General features: G+C 72.6%; 14 protein-coding genes. 7 read left to right on the top strand and 7 right to left on the bottom strand.

Annotated features, from left to right (window positions below):
- Positions 1-16 precede the first annotated feature (16 nt).
- Complete coding sequence (locus DEJ51_RS31895) at positions 17-631, bottom strand: response regulator transcription factor (protein WP_150261090.1); 615 nt, start codon at positions 629-631, stop codon at positions 17-19.
- Positions 632-1,033: 402 nt separating this feature from the next.
- Here DEJ51_RS31895 and DEJ51_RS31890 point away from each other — a divergent pair, with 402 nt between their 5' ends.
- Both DEJ51_RS31890 and DEJ51_RS31885 read left to right on the top strand, forming a co-directional pair.
- Complete coding sequence (locus DEJ51_RS31890) at positions 1,034-1,441, top strand: YciI family protein (RefSeq protein ID WP_150261089.1); 408 nt, start codon at positions 1,034-1,036, stop codon at positions 1,439-1,441.
- Positions 1,442-1,449: 8 nt separating this feature from the next.
- Entirely contained in the window at positions 1,450-2,628 is a 1,179-nt protein-coding gene (locus tag DEJ51_RS31885; protein ID WP_150262275.1) for an RNA polymerase sigma factor, read from the top strand.
- A gap of 51 nt (positions 2,629-2,679) precedes the next feature.
- On the opposite strand, the gene DEJ51_RS31880 is transcribed toward DEJ51_RS31885, so the two are convergent.
- The gene (locus DEJ51_RS31880; RefSeq protein ID WP_411757367.1) at positions 2,680-3,132 is read right to left on the bottom strand and encodes a DUF2809 domain-containing protein; all 453 of its coding nucleotides are present in this window, start codon (positions 3,130-3,132) and stop codon (positions 2,680-2,682) included.
- A gap of 6 nt (positions 3,133-3,138) precedes the next feature.
- Between DEJ51_RS31880 and DEJ51_RS35935 the strand changes: the two genes are divergently transcribed.
- The 5 genes from DEJ51_RS35935 to DEJ51_RS31855 all read left to right on the top strand — a co-directional run bounded on the left by DEJ51_RS35935 (position 3,139) and on the right by DEJ51_RS31855 (position 11,155).
- Entirely contained in the window at positions 3,139-3,897 is a 759-nt protein-coding gene (locus tag DEJ51_RS35935) for a MarR family winged helix-turn-helix transcriptional regulator (protein ID WP_190620808.1), read from the top strand.
- A 31-nt stretch (positions 3,898-3,928) separates the two neighbouring features.
- A complete protein-coding gene (locus DEJ51_RS31870; protein ID WP_150261088.1) occupies positions 3,929-4,888 on the top strand; it encodes a polyphosphate kinase 2 family protein in 960 nt (319 codons plus the stop codon).
- Positions 4,881-7,625, top strand: a complete 2,745-nt coding sequence (locus tag DEJ51_RS31865) for a cation-translocating P-type ATPase (RefSeq protein ID WP_150261087.1) — start codon at positions 4,881-4,883, stop codon at positions 7,623-7,625. Before DEJ51_RS31870 ends, DEJ51_RS31865 begins: the two co-directional genes overlap by 8 nt.
- A 40-nt stretch (positions 7,626-7,665) precedes the next feature.
- Positions 7,666-9,414 (top strand): SulP family inorganic anion transporter, encoded by a 1,749-nt coding sequence (locus tag DEJ51_RS31860; RefSeq protein WP_411757366.1) that lies wholly within the window; start codon positions 7,666-7,668, stop codon positions 9,412-9,414.
- 61 nt (positions 9,415-9,475) lie between these two features.
- Entirely contained in the window at positions 9,476-11,155 is a 1,680-nt protein-coding gene (locus tag DEJ51_RS31855) for an alpha/beta hydrolase (protein WP_150261085.1), read from the top strand.
- 29 nt (positions 11,156-11,184) lie between these two features.
- Here DEJ51_RS31855 and DEJ51_RS31850 read toward each other — a convergent pair whose 3' ends face one another.
- The 5 genes from DEJ51_RS31850 to DEJ51_RS31835 all read right to left on the bottom strand — a co-directional run bounded on the left by DEJ51_RS31850 (position 11,185) and on the right by DEJ51_RS31835 (position 16,039).
- A complete protein-coding gene (locus DEJ51_RS31850; RefSeq protein ID WP_150261084.1) occupies positions 11,185-11,931 on the bottom strand; it encodes a CPBP family intramembrane glutamic endopeptidase in 747 nt (248 codons plus the stop codon).
- Positions 11,932-12,026: 95 nt separating this feature from the next.
- Positions 12,027-12,536 carry a nucleoside deaminase gene (locus DEJ51_RS31845; RefSeq protein ID WP_190620804.1) on the bottom strand — a complete coding sequence of 170 codons (510 nt, stop codon included), beginning with the start codon at positions 12,534-12,536 and terminating at the stop codon, positions 12,027-12,029.
- Between the two features lie 138 nt (positions 12,537-12,674).
- Entirely contained in the window at positions 12,675-12,827 is a 153-nt protein-coding gene (locus tag DEJ51_RS34775) for a hypothetical protein (protein ID WP_190620803.1), read from the bottom strand.
- Between the two features lie 207 nt (positions 12,828-13,034).
- A complete protein-coding gene (locus DEJ51_RS31840) occupies positions 13,035-14,018 on the bottom strand; it encodes a hypothetical protein (RefSeq protein ID WP_150261082.1) in 984 nt (327 codons plus the stop codon).
- Positions 14,015-16,039 (bottom strand): ferritin-like domain-containing protein, encoded by a 2,025-nt coding sequence (locus DEJ51_RS31835; RefSeq protein WP_150261081.1) that lies wholly within the window; start codon positions 16,037-16,039, stop codon positions 14,015-14,017. Before DEJ51_RS31835 ends, DEJ51_RS31840 begins: the two co-directional genes overlap by 4 nt.
- Positions 16,040-16,075 lie beyond the last annotated feature (36 nt).

Genomic DNA, 16,075 nt, shown 5'->3' with positions numbered 1-16,075 from the left:
ACTTCGGCCCGGCGGCTCAGACCCAGCCGGCCCGCCGGGATATCCGGATGGCATCGATCCGATTGCGGGCGCCGGTCTTGCGGGTCACGGCGGCCATGTAGTTGCGCACGGTTCCGCTGGCGAGGTGCAGGGCCCGGGCTATCTCCGCGATCGAGTCGCCCTCGGCGGCGCGGGCCAGCACGCTCAGCTCGCGCGGGCTGAGCGGCACCGGATCGGCCTCCATGAAGGCCGAGGCGAGCGTGGCGTCGATGAAGCGCTCTCCCGCGGCGACCTTCCCGATGGCCCGGACCAGCCGGGCCGGTGAGCCGTCCTTGTCCACGTAGCCGAGCGCCTGGGTCCGCAACGCGCGCGCCAGCGCGCCGGGCAGGTCGGCCCGGGCGAGGACGAGCAGGGGTGCGGGCGCGGGCGCGTGGGGCAGCAGGCGGGCCGCGCCGCCGTCGGCGAGGAGGGCGGCGGAGATCCCCGGACAGTCGAGGTCCACCACCACCACGTCGGGTCGTAAGAACTCGGCCTGGCGCGCGGCGGCCCGCCAGCCGGCGGACGTGACGTCGAAGTCGCCTTCGGATCTCAGCAGCGCGGCCAGGGCCGACCTCACGAGGCAGACGGCGTGCAGCACCAGAACCTTGGTCATCGGGGTTCCCCTCACGAGACGATCGATCAGCATCAAGCGGCTGCCCAGCTACCGTCGTACGGGAACGTCACGGCGGAAGGCCCGTGGGGGCGCGTGGCCGGACCCGGACGCTCCGCCCGTTCCGCCTCCGTGCGGCCGGTGGCCCTCCCACCTCGGAGGGCATCCGGAAGGCAGCGTGGGACCCTCTGGGCGCCCGGGATCCGGATGGGCTGATTCCGGGTGCATTCGGCGGGATCCGCCCGCGCCGCCGGCCGCGCGACGGGGCGGTCGACGGGCCGTTCGCACGGGCTCGTCCATCCGTGTCGAAAAAACTCCGGGCGGGATGTCGAGAAGACGCGGCCGGCTCCGTCCCAGGGGTGAAGGCGGCCACAATGGGCCGCACCCGCACCGAGGAGTACGACCATGGCGAAGTACCTGTTGCTCAAGCACTACCGCGGCGCCCCGGCAGCGGTCAACGACGTGCCCATGGACCGCTGGACACCCGAGGAGATCTCGGCGCACATCCAGTACATGCACGACTTCGCGGCCCGGCTCGAAGGGACCGGCGAGTTCGTCGACGGTCAGGCACTCGCCCCCGAGGGGACCTTCGTGCGGTACGACGGGGAGGGGCGCCCGCCGGTCACCGACGGCCCGTTCGCGGAGACGAAGGACCTGATCGCCGGCTGGATGGTGATCGACGTCGACAGCTACGAGCGCGCCGTCGAACTGGCCGGTGAGCTGTCGGCCGCCCCCGGGGCGGGCGGGCGGCCGATCCACGAGTGGCTCGAACTGCGCCCGTTCCTGACCGCCCCGCCCACCATCACGGAATGACCCCGCCGATGGACGCCGCCCGGCTCAGGAGCCTGACACCGGATGTGCTCGGCATCCTCGTCCGCCGCGGAGCAGACTTCGATGCGGCCGAGGACGCCGTCCAGGAAGCACTGATCGAGGCGTTCCGCACCTGGCCCGCCGATCCGCCGCGGGACCCGAAGGGCTGGCTGGTCACCGTGGCCTGGCGGCGGTTCCTCGACGCCGCCCGGGCGGACACCGCCCGGCGCCGGCGTGAGGACCTCGTGGAGGAGGAGCCGCCGCCCGGGCCGGCGTCCGCGGTGGACGACACGCTCCAGCTGTACTTCCTGTGCGCCCACCCGTCGCTGACACCGTCGTCGGCGGTGGCGCTGACGCTGCGCGCTGTGGGCGGGCTCACCACCCGCCAGATCGCGCAGGCCTACCTGGTGCCCGAGGCGACCATGGCGCAGCGCATCAGCCGGGCCAAGCGCACCGTCTCCGGTCATGGGGTCTCCCCTGCTCGAAGAGCTCGGGGAAGGTTCGACCGTCCCGGCGACGTCGCCACCGTGCTGCGCGTGCTCTACCTGGTCTTCAACGAGGGCTACTCCGGCGACGTCGACCTGTCCGCCGAGGCGATCCGGCTCACCCGGCAGCTCGCGGCCCGGGTCGACCACCCCGAGGTGGCCGGGCTGCTCGCCCTCATGCTGATCCACCACGCCCGGCGGGCCGGCCGGACCGCGCCCGACGGCAGTCTGGTGCCGCTCTCCGAGCAGGACCGCGGCCGGTGGGACACCCGGGCGATCGCCGAGGGCGTGCAGATCCTGCAGGCGGCCCTCGCCCGGGACCGGCTGGGCGAGTTCCAGGCCCAGGCGGCCATCGCGGCGCTCCACGCCGACGCGCCCACCGCCGGGCAGACCGACTGGGTGCAGATCGTCGAGTGGTACGACGAACTCGTGCTCCTGACCGAGAGCCCGGTCGTGCGGCTCAACCGGGCGGTGGCCGTCGGCGAGGCCGACGGGCCGCGCGCCGGTCTGGCGGCCCTCGCCGCGCTGGACGACGGGCTGCCCCGCCACACCGCGGTGGCGGCGTACCTCCACGAGCGCGACGGCGACGTGGTGACGGCGGCGCGGCTGTACGCCGAGGCGGCCCGCAAGGCGCCCAACCTCGCCGAGCGCGACCACCTGACCCGCCAGGCCGCCCGGCTGAACACCGCCCGGCGGTCCGGCTGACCGGCCACGCGGACGGCGGCGCCCCGGCCCACGGGGTGTCCGCTCGGCGGTTCAGCGCGGCGCGGGCGCGACGGTCGGCGGGTTGGCCGTCCCGGACGCCCTGAGCGCGGCGTGGAGGAGCAGGCCCGCTGCCGCCCCGGCCGCGTACCAGAACAAGTCGGGAGCGTTGAACGTGGAACCGAGGACCAGGCGGGCCAGGGTGCTGTGCCGGGAGAGCTCCGCGGGTACGCCGGTCAGCTGGAGGAGCTCGACGGCCCAGCTGGCGGCCAGCGCGGCCGCGGCCGCCCGCACGGGGGTGAGCCGGGGCGCGACCAGGACGACGAGGGTCAGCAGCAGGACGGTGTACAGGGCGTCCCCCCCGTACTTGGCCGTGCTCCCCGACGCGACGGCCCGCAGCCCCAGCCCCGAACCCACGGTGACCGCCGCGGCCGCGGCGGCCGTCAGCCTGATCCGTCGGGCGTCGGGGGCGGCGGCGCTGTCGCGGCGTCGGGGCAGGTGGTCCACGGGGTCATGATGCCGGACCCCTCGGACCGGCGGGCCTCCCTCGTCGAGGCCACCGATGCCAGCTGCGGACTCCTGGTCGAGGTGCGCAGGGCATGGGGCGAGCTGGAACGCCAGGCCCTGGGCGGCCCGGACGCCGCCGAACGCACCGAACTGGCCCGCCTCCTGGGCAAGGTCGAAGCCACCCTGTGCACGGAGGTCGCCCGCGGCAGCGCGCGGAGTGCGGTGCCGCCCTCGGGGGCCCGGACGGCTGCTGACCCGCCCTTCCGCCTCGCCCTCCGCCTCCCCCTCACCACCCGCCCCGCGCGTGCACGCGCTCCGGTGGGCGATCTTGTCTGGTTTGGCAGAGAATCGCCATGGAAGACACCCTCACCCGATGCCGGCACGCGCGGACCGGGGGTCCGAAGGCGGTGGGACATGGCACCTGCAACGCTCCAGGGCGCGGAAGGGACCGCGGCCTCTCCCGCCATGGAAGATCCCGGGGCGCGGACCGGGGAAGAGCGGACCGGGGAAGAGCGGACGACGGACGAGTGGTCGCCCGGTCCTGAGGAACTCGCGTCCGTCCGGACCACCGTGGCCCGGCTGAAGGCCGCCTTCCCCTCGGTCGACGCGGACACTGTCGAAGCCACGGTCTGGGCCGCGTACCACTCGTTCGGACGGGCCAGGGTCAGGAAGTACGTACCGATCCTGGCCGAACGCCGGTCCCGCACTGCGCTCGCCGCGGCCGCCTCCCGGTGCACCCCGGACGCGGTCGGGGACGGGCCGTGAGTCCCGTGGGCCGGGGAAGGGGCGAGGGCTGATGTCCGACGACAGAGCCGAACGCATCGCGGAGTTCATCGAGCCGCTTCGGGTACCGCCGGGCGCGAAGGTGCGTCTGGGACGGGACTTCGATCCCCGGTACAAGGCCGGCATGAAGAAGCGCGACGGGACCGAGCTGCTGCGGACCGGGGTGTCGCTGCTCGCCGAGTACCAGGAGCGGCTGGCAGCCCAGGACGCGTACGGCGTGGTGCTCTGCCTCCAGGCGCTCGACGCCGGAGGCAAGGACGGGACGATCCGCCACGTGATGAGCGGCGTCAATCCCCAGGGCGTACGGGTCAGCAGCTTCAAGGTGCCCTCCTCCGAGGAACTCGACCACGACTACCTGTGGCGCTACGCCCGCCGGCTCCCCGCGCGCGGGGAGATCGCCATCTTCAACCGCTCGCACTACGAGGAGGTGCTCGTGGTACGCGTCCACCCCGAAGTCCTCCTGCGGCAGAGACTGCCCGAGGACGTACTCGGGCCGGACATCTGGGACCGGCGCTACCGGGAGATCAACCGCTGGGAGCGCTACCTCACGGACAACGGGTTCAAGGTGGTGAAGATCTTCCTGAACCTGTCCAAGGAGGAGCAGCGCACCCGCTTCCTGAAGCGGATCGACCTGCCGGAGAAGAACTGGAAGTTCTCCGCCGCCGACGTCCGCGAACGGCTCCGGTGGGACGAGTACCAGCACGCGTTCTCCGAGATGCTGTCGGCGACGAGCACGCGGTGGGCGCCGTGGTACGTCGTGCCGGCAGACCGGAAGTGGTTCGCGCGGATCTGCGCGGCGGCGGTCCTCGCGCACACCCTGATGGACATCGATCCGCAGTATCCCGATGTGGGCGAGGAGGCCCGCAAGGATCTCCTCGTCACGAAGCGGAGCCTGGAGCGGGAGGCCCCGGACGGCGCCCCGGCCGATCCGTACGCCGCCCGGCACGGCAAGCGGGAGAAGAAGCATGGCTAGGCGGCCGGATTCCGTGGCGGAGGATCCCCGGGCGGGTGGGGGCGGCTGGTACGCGCGCTCACCCGAGGAGGTCGTGGCGGCGTTCGGTGTCGACCCCGCAACCGGTCTGTCCGCGGCGCGGGCCGCCGAACTCCTGGCCGCGAACGGCCCGAACGCCCTGCCGGAGGAGCGGCGGACTCCGGCCTGGCGCCGCTTCCTCGCCCAGTACCGCAGTTACATGCAGATCGTCCTGGTGGCCGCGGCGGTCGTCTCGCTGGCCATCCAGGAGTGGACCACCGCGATCCTGCTGATCGTCCTGACGTTGCTGAACGCGGTCGTGGGCCTGCGGCAGGAGGGCAAGGCCGAGAGCGCCATGAACGCCCTGAAGTCGATGATGAAGGCGACGGCCCGGGTGCGCAGGGACGGCCGGGAGGCCGAGATCCCCGCCGAACTGCTGGTCGACGGGGACGTCGTGCTCGTCTCCGCCGGGGACCAGGTGCCGGCGGACGGACGTCTCATCGAGGCCAGCGCCCTGCAGATCGACGAATCGGCGCTGACCGGCGAGAGCGTTCCCGCCGCGAAGGAGACCGGCCCGCTGCCGGGCAGCCGGCTGTCGCCCGGCGACCAGACCAACACGGCGTTCATGAACACCCCGGTCACCCACGGCAGCGGCGTCATGATCGTCACCGCGACCGGTGCGGACACCGAGCTCGGCAAGATCTCCGGAATGCTGTCGGCCACCGAGAAGGAGGTCCCGCCGCTCACCAGGGAGCTCGACCGGCTGACCCTGTGGATCACGGGGGCGGCGGGCCTCACCATGATCGTGATGTTCGCCCTGGGCCGCCAGCGGGACCAGGCCTGGGACGTCCTGTTCGTCAGCGCGGTCTCGCTGGCCATCGCGGCCATCCCGGAGGCCCTGCCGACCGTGACCCAGGCGATCCTGTCCGTCGGGAGCCTGAACCTGGCCAAGCGCAGTGCCATCGTCAAGGAGCTGCCGTCGGTCGAGACGCTGGCGTTCACGTCGGCGATCAACTCGGACAAGACCGGCACCCTGACGATGAACCAGATGACCGCCGTCGAAGTGCTGAGCCCCACCGACCGGTACACCGTGTCGGGGACGGGCTACGGGCTCGAAGGGAAGGTCCACCACGCCGCCGGGTCCGCCGCGGGGATCGAGGACGCGATCCTGCCGTACGTGGTGGCCAGCGACGCCAAGCTGGTGGGCGGCAAGGTGGTGGGCGATCCGACCGAGGGCGCACTGCTGGTGCTCGCCCACAAGGCCGGTCTGGACACCGACGCCACCAGGGACGCCCTCCCCCGGCTCGCCACCCTGCCCTTCGACCCCGAGTACAAGCTGATGGCCACCTTCCACGCGGCGGTCGACGCCTCCGGACGGCAGGTCGTGCGCTGCTTCGTCAAAGGGGCGGCCCCCGCGGTGATGGCACGGGCCACCACCGCGCTCGCGGCGGGCGAGAGCGTCCCGTGGGACGCCGGACTGCTGCGCCGGGCCGAGGAGCAGAGCGAGCGGATGGGCGGCGAGGGGCGGCGGGTGATGGCCGCGGCCATGCGCGACCTGGACCCGGACGGCTTCGACCCGGAGGGTGACCTGCTCACGTACGTCACCGGGCTGCGGATGACGAGTCTCGTGGGAATGGTCGATCCGCCCCGTGAGGAGGCCCAGGCCGCGGTGGCCGAGGCCCAGGCGGCGCACATCCGGGTCCGCCTGGTGACCGGGGACGACGTCACCACCGGCGCGGCGATCGCCCGGCAGATCGGGATCCCCGGCGAGGCCGTCCTCGGCTCCGATTTCGCCGCCATGAGCGAGGAGGAGCAGCTCGCCCGCATCGACGGGATCGGTGTGGTGGGGCGGGTCGCTCCGGAGCACAAGGTGCTGCTCGCCAACACGCTGAAGAAGAAGGGCGAGGTCGTGGCCATGACCGGGGACGGTGTCAACGACGCTCCCGCCATCAAGGCCGCCGACATCGGCATCGCCATGGGCAGCGGCACGGACGTGGCCAAGAACGCCGGACGCATGATCCTCTCCGACGACAACTTCGCCACCATCGTCTACGCCGTCGAGCAGGGCCGGACGATCTACGACAACCTCACCAAGTACATCCGGTTCGTACTGCTCCTGCTGGTCACGTTCGTGCTGACGTTCCTCGGGGCCACGGTCTTCAACATCGCCGCAGGCGAGCCGTTCACCCCTCCGCAGGTGCTGTGGATCCACTTCGTCGTCAACGCCTCCTTCGGCTTCGCGCTCGGCTTCGACCGGGAGAGCGCCGGACTCATGCGGCGCCGGCCGCGTCCGCGCGGGGAGTCGGTGCTCACCCGTCCCGTGCTGGTCACGGTCGGGCTCGGCGGGCTGGCGGTCACCATCCTCCTGCTCGGTCTGATCTCGCTCGGCGAGAGGCACTACGACGATCTCGAAACCGGCCGGTCGATCGCCTTCACGGCCTTCGCCCTCTGCCTGATCGTGGCGGCCTTCGAATGCCGCAGCGAGACGGATTCCGTGCTGGCGACCTCCACGTTCGACAGCAAGCAGATGAACTGGGTCGCCCTGGCCCAGCTGGTGCTCTCCGTGCTGGTGACCCAGATGGACGGCTTCCAGCGGGTCCTCGGGACGACGGACATCGACGCGCGGCAGTTCGGCTGGGCGCTGCTGGCCGCTGTCGCACTCCTGCTCGTGTGGGAACTGGGCAAGCTCGTGGCCCGCCGGTCGAGGGCCTCGTCGGAGGCCGCACCGAGGGCCGCGTGAGAAAGGCCGGTCGGTGACCGCCCGGTACGGGATCCATGGGGTGCTCTCCCGCTTCCGGGCGGTTCCCGGGGTCCGCGCGGTGTCGTCCTACCGGCGCGCATGGCTGCCCAAGGACCTGGTCGCGGGGGTCGTCCTGACCACGCTGCTGGTGCCGCAGGGCATGGCCTACGCCGAGCTGGCGGGCCTGCCGGCCATCACGGGCCTGTACACGACGATCCTCTGCCTGCTCGGGTACGCGGTGTTCGGGCCGTCCCGGATCCTGGTGCTGGGCCCGGACTCCTCGCTGGGTCCGATGATCGCCGCGACCGTGCTGCCGCTGGTGGCGGCCGACGGGGATCCCGAACGGGCCGTGGCACTCGCGTCGATGCTCGCGGTGATGGTGGCGGCGATCATGATCCTGGCCTCGGTGGCGAAGCTCGGCTTCATCGCCGATCTGATCTCCAAGCCGACGATGATCGGTTACATGAACGGTCTGGCCCTGACCATCTTCATCGGCCAGCTCCCCAAACTGCTCGGCTTCAAGGTCGAGGCGGACAACCTGATCGGCGAGTGCGCCGGCGTGGTGCGGATGATCGCCGACGGGGCGACGGTACCGGCGGCCGCCGCCGTGGGCCTCGGCGGGATCGCTCTGGTCCTCGTCCTCCAGCGCTTCCTGCCGAAGGTTCCCGCGGTGCTGGTGATGGTGGTCCTGGCGATCGCCGCGGCCACCGTCTTCGACCTGGACGAACACGGCGTCGGTCTGGTCGGCGTACTGCCCGAGGGCTTCCCGCCGTTCACGCTCCCCGATGTGCGGCCCGCCGACCTCGCGCCGCTGCTCGGCGGTGCGCTGGGCATCGCCCTGGTGTCGCTGGCCGACACGATCTCCAACGCGTCCGCCTTCGCGGCCCGTACCGGCCAGGAGGTCCGCGGCAACCAGGAGATGGCGGGCGTCGGTGCGGCCAACCTGGCGGCCGCCCTCTTCCAGGGCTTCCCGGTCAGCACCAGCGGGTCCCGGACGGCGGTGGCGGAGCGCGCGGGGGCCCGGAGCCAGCTCACCGGGGTCGTGGGGGCGGCGCTCATCGTCCTCATGCTCGTGCTGGCTCCGGGTCTGTTCCGCAACCTCCCCCAGCCGGCCCTCGCGGCCGTGGTCATCACCGCGTCGCTGTCCCTGGCCGACGTACCGGGAGCCGTACGGCTGTGGCGCCAGCGGCGGGCGGAGTTCCTGCTCTGCTTCGCGGCCTTCGCCGGCGTGGCCCTGCTCGGCGTGCTGCCCGGCATCGCGATCGCCGTGGGCCTGTCCGTACTCAACGTCTTCCGGCGGGCCTGGTGGCCGTACGACACCGTGCTGGGGCGGGTGCGGGGTCTGGAGGGCTACCACGACATCCGCTCCTACCCCGGGGCCGAGCAACTACCGGGCCTGGTGATCTACCGGTTCGACGCCCCCCTCTTCTTCGCCAACGCCAAGACCTTCCGGGACGAGGTCAGGCGGCTGGCCGGCGCGGATCCCCGGCCGAGCTGGATCGTGGTGGCGGCGGAGCCCATGACGGACGTGGACACCACCGCCGCGGACGTCCTGGAGGAGCTCGACGAAGCGCTCAACGCGGACGGCGTGCACCTGGTGTTCGCCGAGCTCAAGGACCCGGTGCGGCAGAAGATCGAGCGGTACGAACTCACCCGGACCATCGACCCCCGGCACTTCTTCCCCACCGTGGAGGCAGCGGTCACCGCCTTCCGCGGGCGCACCGGAGCCGAGTGGTCCGCACCGGGCCCCGACGGGACGGCCGGATCCCCTCCCACCGGCCCGACATGACGGCCCGCGTCCCGGATGGCACGACCGACGCGGCGAGAGCACCATGGCCGTGGAGGACGCCATGAACGAGGACCCGCCGGAACCTCTCGCACAGGACGAGCCGGTACGCGAACACCGCCGGTGGCCCCGCCTGACGCTGCCCGGCTGCTGGGGTGCGCTCCTCCTGGCCTGCCTGTCCTTCACCCCGTCACTTCTCCCCCGGGGAGGGGTACTCCAGGGCCTGGTCTGCGGTATCAGCGCGGCCATCGGCTACGGACTGGGCGTGGTCGCGGCGTCCGTGTGGCGCGCCTTCGCCGACCGGGACGCGCGCAGCCCCTCGCGCCGGTCGTGGCTCGTCCTGATCGTCAGCGCGATCGTGCTCTTCGGCGTCTCGTTCGGCCTCGGCCAGTACTGGCAGCACGAGATCCGCGTGCTCATGGGGGTCTCCGACTACAACGTCCTGTTCACCGTCGCGTGTCCGTTCGTCGCGGCCCTCGTCTTCCTGCTGCTGCTCCTGGCAGGACGGGGGCTCCGGGCCCTGTACCACCGGGCCGCCGACCTGCTCGGGCGCTGGATCGGCGGGCGCGCGGCGCGGGTGGTCGGCTGGCTCCTGGTGGCGGGCCTGGCGTGGGCCGCGTTCTCCGGGCTGCTGCTGAACGGCTTCGTGAACGCGGCCAACGAGGCCTTCTCGCTGCGTGACACCGAGACCCCCGAGGGCGTCCACCAGCCCACGTCGGCGCTGCGCTCGGGCGGTCCCGGCTCGCTGGTGCCGTGGGACTCGCTGGGCAGGGAGGGCCGGGCGTTCGCCGACGGAGGACCGTCGGCCCAGGAGATCGGCGCGTTCACCCACCGGACGGCGCAGGAGCCCGTCCGCGCCTACGCCGGGCTGGAGACCTCCGACGACACGGAGGCCCGGGCGGCCAAGGCGGTCGCGGACCTCGAACGGGCGGGCGGCTTCACGCGCGAGAACCTGCTCGTGATGACCACCACGGGCAGTGGCTGGGTCGATCCCGCCGCGGTGGACTCGTTCGAGTACCTGGGCAACGGGGACGCGGCCACCGTCGCGATCCAGTACTCGTACCTGCCGTCGTGGATGTCGTACCTGGTGGACCAGTCCAAGGCGCGCGCGGCCGGCCGCGAGCTCTTCGACGCCGTCTACGACAAGTGGTCCAAGCTGCCCCAGGACCAGCGCCCGCGCCTGTTCGTGGCCGGTGAGAGCTTGGGGTCGTTCGGCGGCGAAACGGCCTTCAGCGGGGAGGCCGACCTGCGCAACCGCACCGCCGGCACCGTGTTCGCCGGCCCGCCCAACTTCAACACGCTGTTCCGCGAGTTCAGCGACCAGCGCGATGCGGGCAGCCCCGAGATCGAGCCCGTCTACCGGGAGGGACGGACCGTCCGGTTCACCGACGACCCGGCCGCCGGGGCGCCCCCGGCGGACCGGCCGTGGGACGGCCCGCGGGTGGTCTACCTGATGCACCCGTCCGATCCGATCGTCTGGTGGAGCCCGAACCTGGCGCTCACCGAGCCGGACTGGATCGGGGAGCGGCCCGGCTCGGACGTCCTCGAAGCCATGGTCTGGATCCCGTTCGTGACCTTCTGGCAGGTCACCGCCGACCTGCCCTTCTCGACGGGCGTGCCGGACGGCCACGGCCACACGTACAAGGCCGCGTACGTCGATGCCTGGAACGACGTCATGCGGCCCGAGGGATTCACCGCGCAGGACCTGAACCAGCTGAAGGACATCGTCTCGCCGCAGCACTGAGCCGCAGCACCGGGCCGCCCCACCGCCGGTCAGCGCAGCAAGTACCCGGCGAGGTAGCCGAACGCGTTGACCGCCCAGTGCAGGCCCATGGGAGCCAGCAGGCTGCCGCTGCGGCGGCGCAGTTCGCAGAACAGGACGCCGGCCGCCGCCGTGAACAGCACGGCCCCCAGGACCGCCAGCACGGCGGCCGACCCGGAGTCGCCGACGACCGAGGTCACGGCCGGTTTCGCGGTCGCCAGGCGCAGCGACGGCAGCACGTGCCACAGGCCGAACAGCAGGCTCGACACGGCGGTCGCCCAGACCGCCCCGCGGACGCGGTCCACGAGTCCGTAGAGCACGCCGCGGAAGGCGGTCTCCTCCACGAGGACGGTGCCGACGGGGACCAGCACGAACGCGCGGAGCATCACCTCGCCCCCGTCGATCGTGGCGTACCGCCGGTCCTCGAACAGTCCCCTGGTGGCCGGCAGCAGGGCCCCGGCCAGGTAGACGACGCCGACCAGGCCGATCAGGGCCAGGGCCCAGCGGGCACCGCGGGCCAGCGTGGCCCGGGCCAGACCGGCGTCCGCGAGGGTACCGCCGGCCCAGCGCAGCACCCCGAGCAGCAGGCAGCTGACCAGGACGGCCGTCACCAGGCTCCGGAGGCCGGTCCAGCGGTGGAGGGCCAGGTTGGCGGCGACGAGGACCGCCACCGTGACGCCCACGGCCGGCCAGGTACCGATGCGCCGCGGGCAGCCGTGGCGGCGCCGCCCGGCGTCACCGGCGGTGCTGCGGCGCATGGGAACCCACTTCGGTCATGACGACAGGCCAGTCCGGCCCATCTTGCCCGCTCGACCGCCGGCGGCGGGGCAGCGCCGCCGGCCGGTGCGCCGCCTCAGTAGTCGATGCGGTCGGTCTTGGCCACCCAGGCGTCGAACGGCGCCGTACGGTTGGGCAGGTCCAGGTGCTCGATCGCCAGCGGCCACTGCGACGCGGGCTGCTTCTCGAACAGGTCGTAGAACTTGCGGTCGTCGAAACCGGCCACCGCGGCGTCGTGGCGGTCGGCGCAGAAGACGATCCGGTCGACCCGGGCCCACAGCGCCGAGGAAAGACACATCGGACAGGGTTCGCACGAGGTGACCAGGACGCAGCCTTCGAGCGAGAAGGTGTCCAGCTCCTGGCACGCGGCACGCAGCGCGGTCACCTCGGCGTGAGCGGTCGGGTCCAGGGTGGAGGTGACCCGGTTGTTCCCGATGGCCACGATCTCGTCGCCCTTGGCGACCAGGGCGCCGAACGGCCCGCCGCCGTTCGCCACGCTGTTCGTGGCCAGTCTGATCGCCTCGTCCAGCCAGGTGCGCTTGAGGTCCTGGATGTTCGCTTCTTGGATGTGCGCGGTCACGGTCACTCCTTGGGAGACGTGGGGGTTTGCCTGGTTTTCAGCCCGCGCAGGGCACTGACCAGGGGCGACAGTTGGTTCTCGCGGGTGCCGCTCGGAGGCCGGGGTCCGGGGATCGGCCCGGCCGGCGGTGCCCGCGGGAGATCGCTACGGCTGCAAGCCGGCGATGGGCTCCGGTGCGCCCGGGGCGCGGGTCGGGTCCGCCCCCGGCGCATGGCGGACGGCGGTTTCCGCGGTGACGGTGACGCCTGGATCGAGCCAGGCCATGGCGAGCAGCCGGACGGACAACGTCTCGCTCAAAGCTCCCTCTCCCCGATTCGTTGCATCCTGTGTGAGGAGTACACAGGCAATCGGGCGGAGTCAGGCAGGGACGGAAGACATGAAAACGTATGCTGGCTGAAACCTACTCTTCGTGCAGATCTACAAAACACGTTTCCCGGGCATGAGAGGCCCTCTGGTCGGTAGTCCAGCGGAACGCCCCGGAGTCGAATCGTCCAGGGCGCCCGGTCAGCGGCAGGCGTCGATCTCGTGGTGCCAGGCGGTGGACGGGAAGGCCTGTGGATAGAGGCGGGCACACGTGGCCAGGTGGGCACGGAACGCCGCTTGCAGGCGGGCCGTGTAGTGGGCGCACAGGGCCTGCGGGGAGGTGCCCGCGGCCGCGGCGTCGATGACCGCCGTGGCCAGGACGGCCGTCCGGAGGGCCTGGGCCGTGCCGGTGCCGCTGAGGGGGTCGTAGCGGATGGCGCCCGCCCCCACCAGGAGCCGCCCGGGGGTCCGCGTGGTCGGGGCGGTCGCCGGGGTGCGGTGGAGGTGCGGAGCGGCCGGCAGCGAGACGGCGGCGGCCGGTGGCCCGAGGAGTCGCGGCGCCAGCGTGGAGGCGGCGAGCAGGCGGCCCAGCAGGTTCTCGGGGTGGGCCGCGGGGCCCGGGACCATGGCCTGGAGCAGGGCGCTGCCGTCACCCAGCGGAGTGAGGTGGAGCCAGGCGAGCTCGGTGCAGGCGAGTCGGGCGGTGGTGTCGTCCTGGCCGGGTGCGAGGGCCGTATCGCCGGCCAGCAGCCGGCGGCGGCCGGCCGTCCGGCGGTCGTCGGGGTGGGAAGCGGCGGTGACCGTCCACTGCGGCAGGCCGTCTCCCCCGGGCTCCTCGGCGACGGCGTCCGGATGGTGGGCGGCGAGACGGTCGAGCAGCCGGGCCGCGAGCCGGGCCCCGTCCACCACGACGGCCGGCGCTGCGATGCGAGGGGCGGCCGGAGCGGCTCCCCAATGGGCGCGCCGGTGGGTCAGCTCATGGGTGACGAGGCCCGGTCCGGCCGTGCTGCCGGTGCCCCAGAGGGAGTGGAGCAGGGCCAGGGTGGGCGCGCCGAGCAGGAGCGGGCGCCGGCCCCGGTCCGGGCGTGGCCGGATCCGGACCCTGTGGCCCCGTGCGGCGAGGAGCCAGGCGCAGGTGACCTCGGCCAGACCGGAGCCGGCGATCTCGACGTCGGCCCGGCTCATCGCAGGCTGAAGGCGGCGATCAGCGCTTCGGTGTCGGCCTGATGGCGGGTCATCATGGCCCGTACTCCGTCGACGGCGAGTGCGTTGATGCTCTGCCGTACGGGGCCTGAGGCCCGGGCGGCGGCCAGGACGGTCCGGCCGCCGTCCGGCTCCGGGTCGGGCGCTCCCGCGGGTACCGGCGCGGACGTCGGAACGGGGGCGGGAGCCGGAGCGGACGCGGACGCGCTCGCCTGGTCACCGGCGGGCAGGGGCGCCGGGGGAAGCGCGGTGAAGCGGGGTGCGACGCCGCGTGACGCGAGGAGGTGGTTGAGCTCGTGGAGGTTGTACATCGTCCGGCGGGCCTGTTCGATCAGCACGCCGCCCGCGGTGTCGCCCCGTTTCAGCGTGGCTTCCAGCGCACCGAGCAGCATGGTGTAGTTCAGAGCCGACAGTTCGACCAGCTGGCGGTCCAGCGGCGTGTCCGGTTCGGTGCGCAGCGGCCGGAGGTAGTCGTCAGGGGAGAGATCCGCGAGGTGCTCCTTGACCGCCGTGAAGCGTCGGTAGTGGTCGTTGCCCTCGTCGATGATGAGCTTGACGAGGTGCGCCAGCCGGTCCGCCTCGGGGAAGAGTTCCGGGCAGCGGACGATGGTCTCGTGCAGTTTGACGTACATCCCGTCGATGCCCTGCGGGTCGGCGGTCACCGCGCTGGGGCGCTCCACGGCGATGAACCAGTCGAGCTGTTCGGGTGTGAGCGGCTTGAGCTCGAAGCGCCGGCCCGTCTGGAGCTGGATGACGGTGTCGGGACGGGGCGGCTGGAGCCGCAGCGGCCGGCCGAGCGTGCCGAGCATCTCGTTGACCCATCTCAGATGGCGCATCTCGTCCACCGCGACGGAGAACACCTCCGCGGCGGCGGCGTAGATCTTCCGGACCCGCGCGCCTTCGGGCGTGGCCGGGTCGTGCACGGCCGGGTCGAAGACGGGCGGGGCGTCCAGGGAGTAGTGCGCGTAGAGGTATTCGAGGCAGAGCGCGTGCTCGACGCCGGCGAGCCGTTCCAGCTCCCGGATCACCTTCGCGCGCGTCATGGGCTGGAGGCCGGACCAGTCCGGCAGTTCCATGCTGTCGTCCTCGCGGCCGTTGAGGACGACGGGGAGCACGTTCCAGTTCGCGATCAGGGCGGGGTGGTCGAGCTCCTTGGCGCCGCGGCCCCGGATCGTGGGGATGTCGGGCTCGGGCGGCTGGGTGGTGCGGTCGCGGCGCTGGAAGTTGAGGTTGCGGTGCACGCCGTCGGAGCTGTTGGAGATGTCCGGCTTGGAGGCGGCCCAGTAGTAGCAGCCGCATTCGCGGAAGTCGTACTGCCAGGGCGCGCAGAGACTTCGGGTGAGGTCGCCGGGCTGGTACACCTCGGGGTCGATGACCCCGTCCGGGTCGAGGTAGCGGGCCCGGTCCGCGACCAGGATCGCCACCTCCAGTACCCCGGCCTCGTCGCGCTGCACCTCGCTGCGGTCGTCCGTCCGCCAGCGGTTGAGGCCGCCGTCCGGTACCCAGAACGCCCCCGGGGAGGTGCTGCCGGGGGTGCGGCCGAGGACGACGGCCACCCGGCCCGGGAGCAGGTCGTGCACCCGGCGCCACAGCTCCAGGCCGGTCCGCTCGGTCGCGTGGAAGACGGGTGCGTCCTGCTCCTCCTGGTCCACGGTGGTGCGCCCGCAGACGGCCCACAGGTAGAGCGGCCGCGGGTCCTGCGGTGTTCCCGCGTCCAGGTCGGCGTCGGTGATGCCCTGGGCGGCGGCGATTCCGCCGGTGACGGCCAGCACCCGCGATCCGCTGCTGTGGTGGAAGTCGACGGTCAGGCCGGGGAAGAACGCCTTCTCCAGGTTGCGCTGGTCGAATTCCAGGCCGGGGAAGCAGTTGTCGACACCGCTCTCCGGGCGGGAGCCGGACGGGTTGCCGCGGACGACGTGGGCGGCCCGGGCGGTGAGGTTGCGGGGGAAGATCTTCCCTTCGGGTACGGGGAGGTCGACGCTTCCGGGAGTGGGGTCGTTCATGGCGGCTCCTTCGGCCGGATGGGGCGGGTGCGCGGG

Origin of the sequence: Streptomyces venezuelae, from assembly GCF_008642275.1 — a bacterium.
In the GTDB taxonomy this organism is placed as follows: Bacteria; Actinomycetota; Actinomycetes; order Streptomycetales; family Streptomycetaceae; genus Streptomyces; species Streptomyces venezuelae_E.
Note: the sequence above shows the minus strand (reverse complement) of the source record. Positions and strands in the feature narration are given on the sequence as shown.

Coding starts and splice junctions, on each gene's coding strand:
- DEJ51_RS31895 (WP_150261090.1), bottom strand. CDS start 631: ATGACCAAGGTTCTGGTGCTGCACGCCGTCTGCCTCGTGAGGTCGGCC.
- DEJ51_RS31890 (WP_150261089.1), top strand. CDS start 1,034: ATGGCGAAGTACCTGTTGCTCAAGCACTACCGCGGCGCCCCGGCAGCG.
- DEJ51_RS31885 (WP_150262275.1), top strand. CDS start 1,450: ATGGACGCCGCCCGGCTCAGGAGCCTGACACCGGATGTGCTCGGCATC.
- DEJ51_RS35935 (WP_190620808.1), top strand. CDS start 3,139: ATGATGCCGGACCCCTCGGACCGGCGGGCCTCCCTCGTCGAGGCCACC.
- DEJ51_RS31870 (WP_150261088.1), top strand. CDS start 3,929: ATGTCCGACGACAGAGCCGAACGCATCGCGGAGTTCATCGAGCCGCTT.
- DEJ51_RS31865 (WP_150261087.1), top strand. CDS start 4,881: ATGGCTAGGCGGCCGGATTCCGTGGCGGAGGATCCCCGGGCGGGTGGG.
- DEJ51_RS31855 (WP_150261085.1), top strand. CDS start 9,476: ATGAACGAGGACCCGCCGGAACCTCTCGCACAGGACGAGCCGGTACGC.
- DEJ51_RS31850 (WP_150261084.1), bottom strand. CDS start 11,931: ATGCGCCGCAGCACCGCCGGTGACGCCGGGCGGCGCCGCCACGGCTGC.
- DEJ51_RS31840 (WP_150261082.1), bottom strand. CDS start 14,018: ATGAGCCGGGCCGACGTCGAGATCGCCGGCTCCGGTCTGGCCGAGGTC.
- DEJ51_RS31835 (WP_150261081.1), bottom strand. CDS start 16,039: ATGAACGACCCCACTCCCGGAAGCGTCGACCTCCCCGTACCCGAAGGG.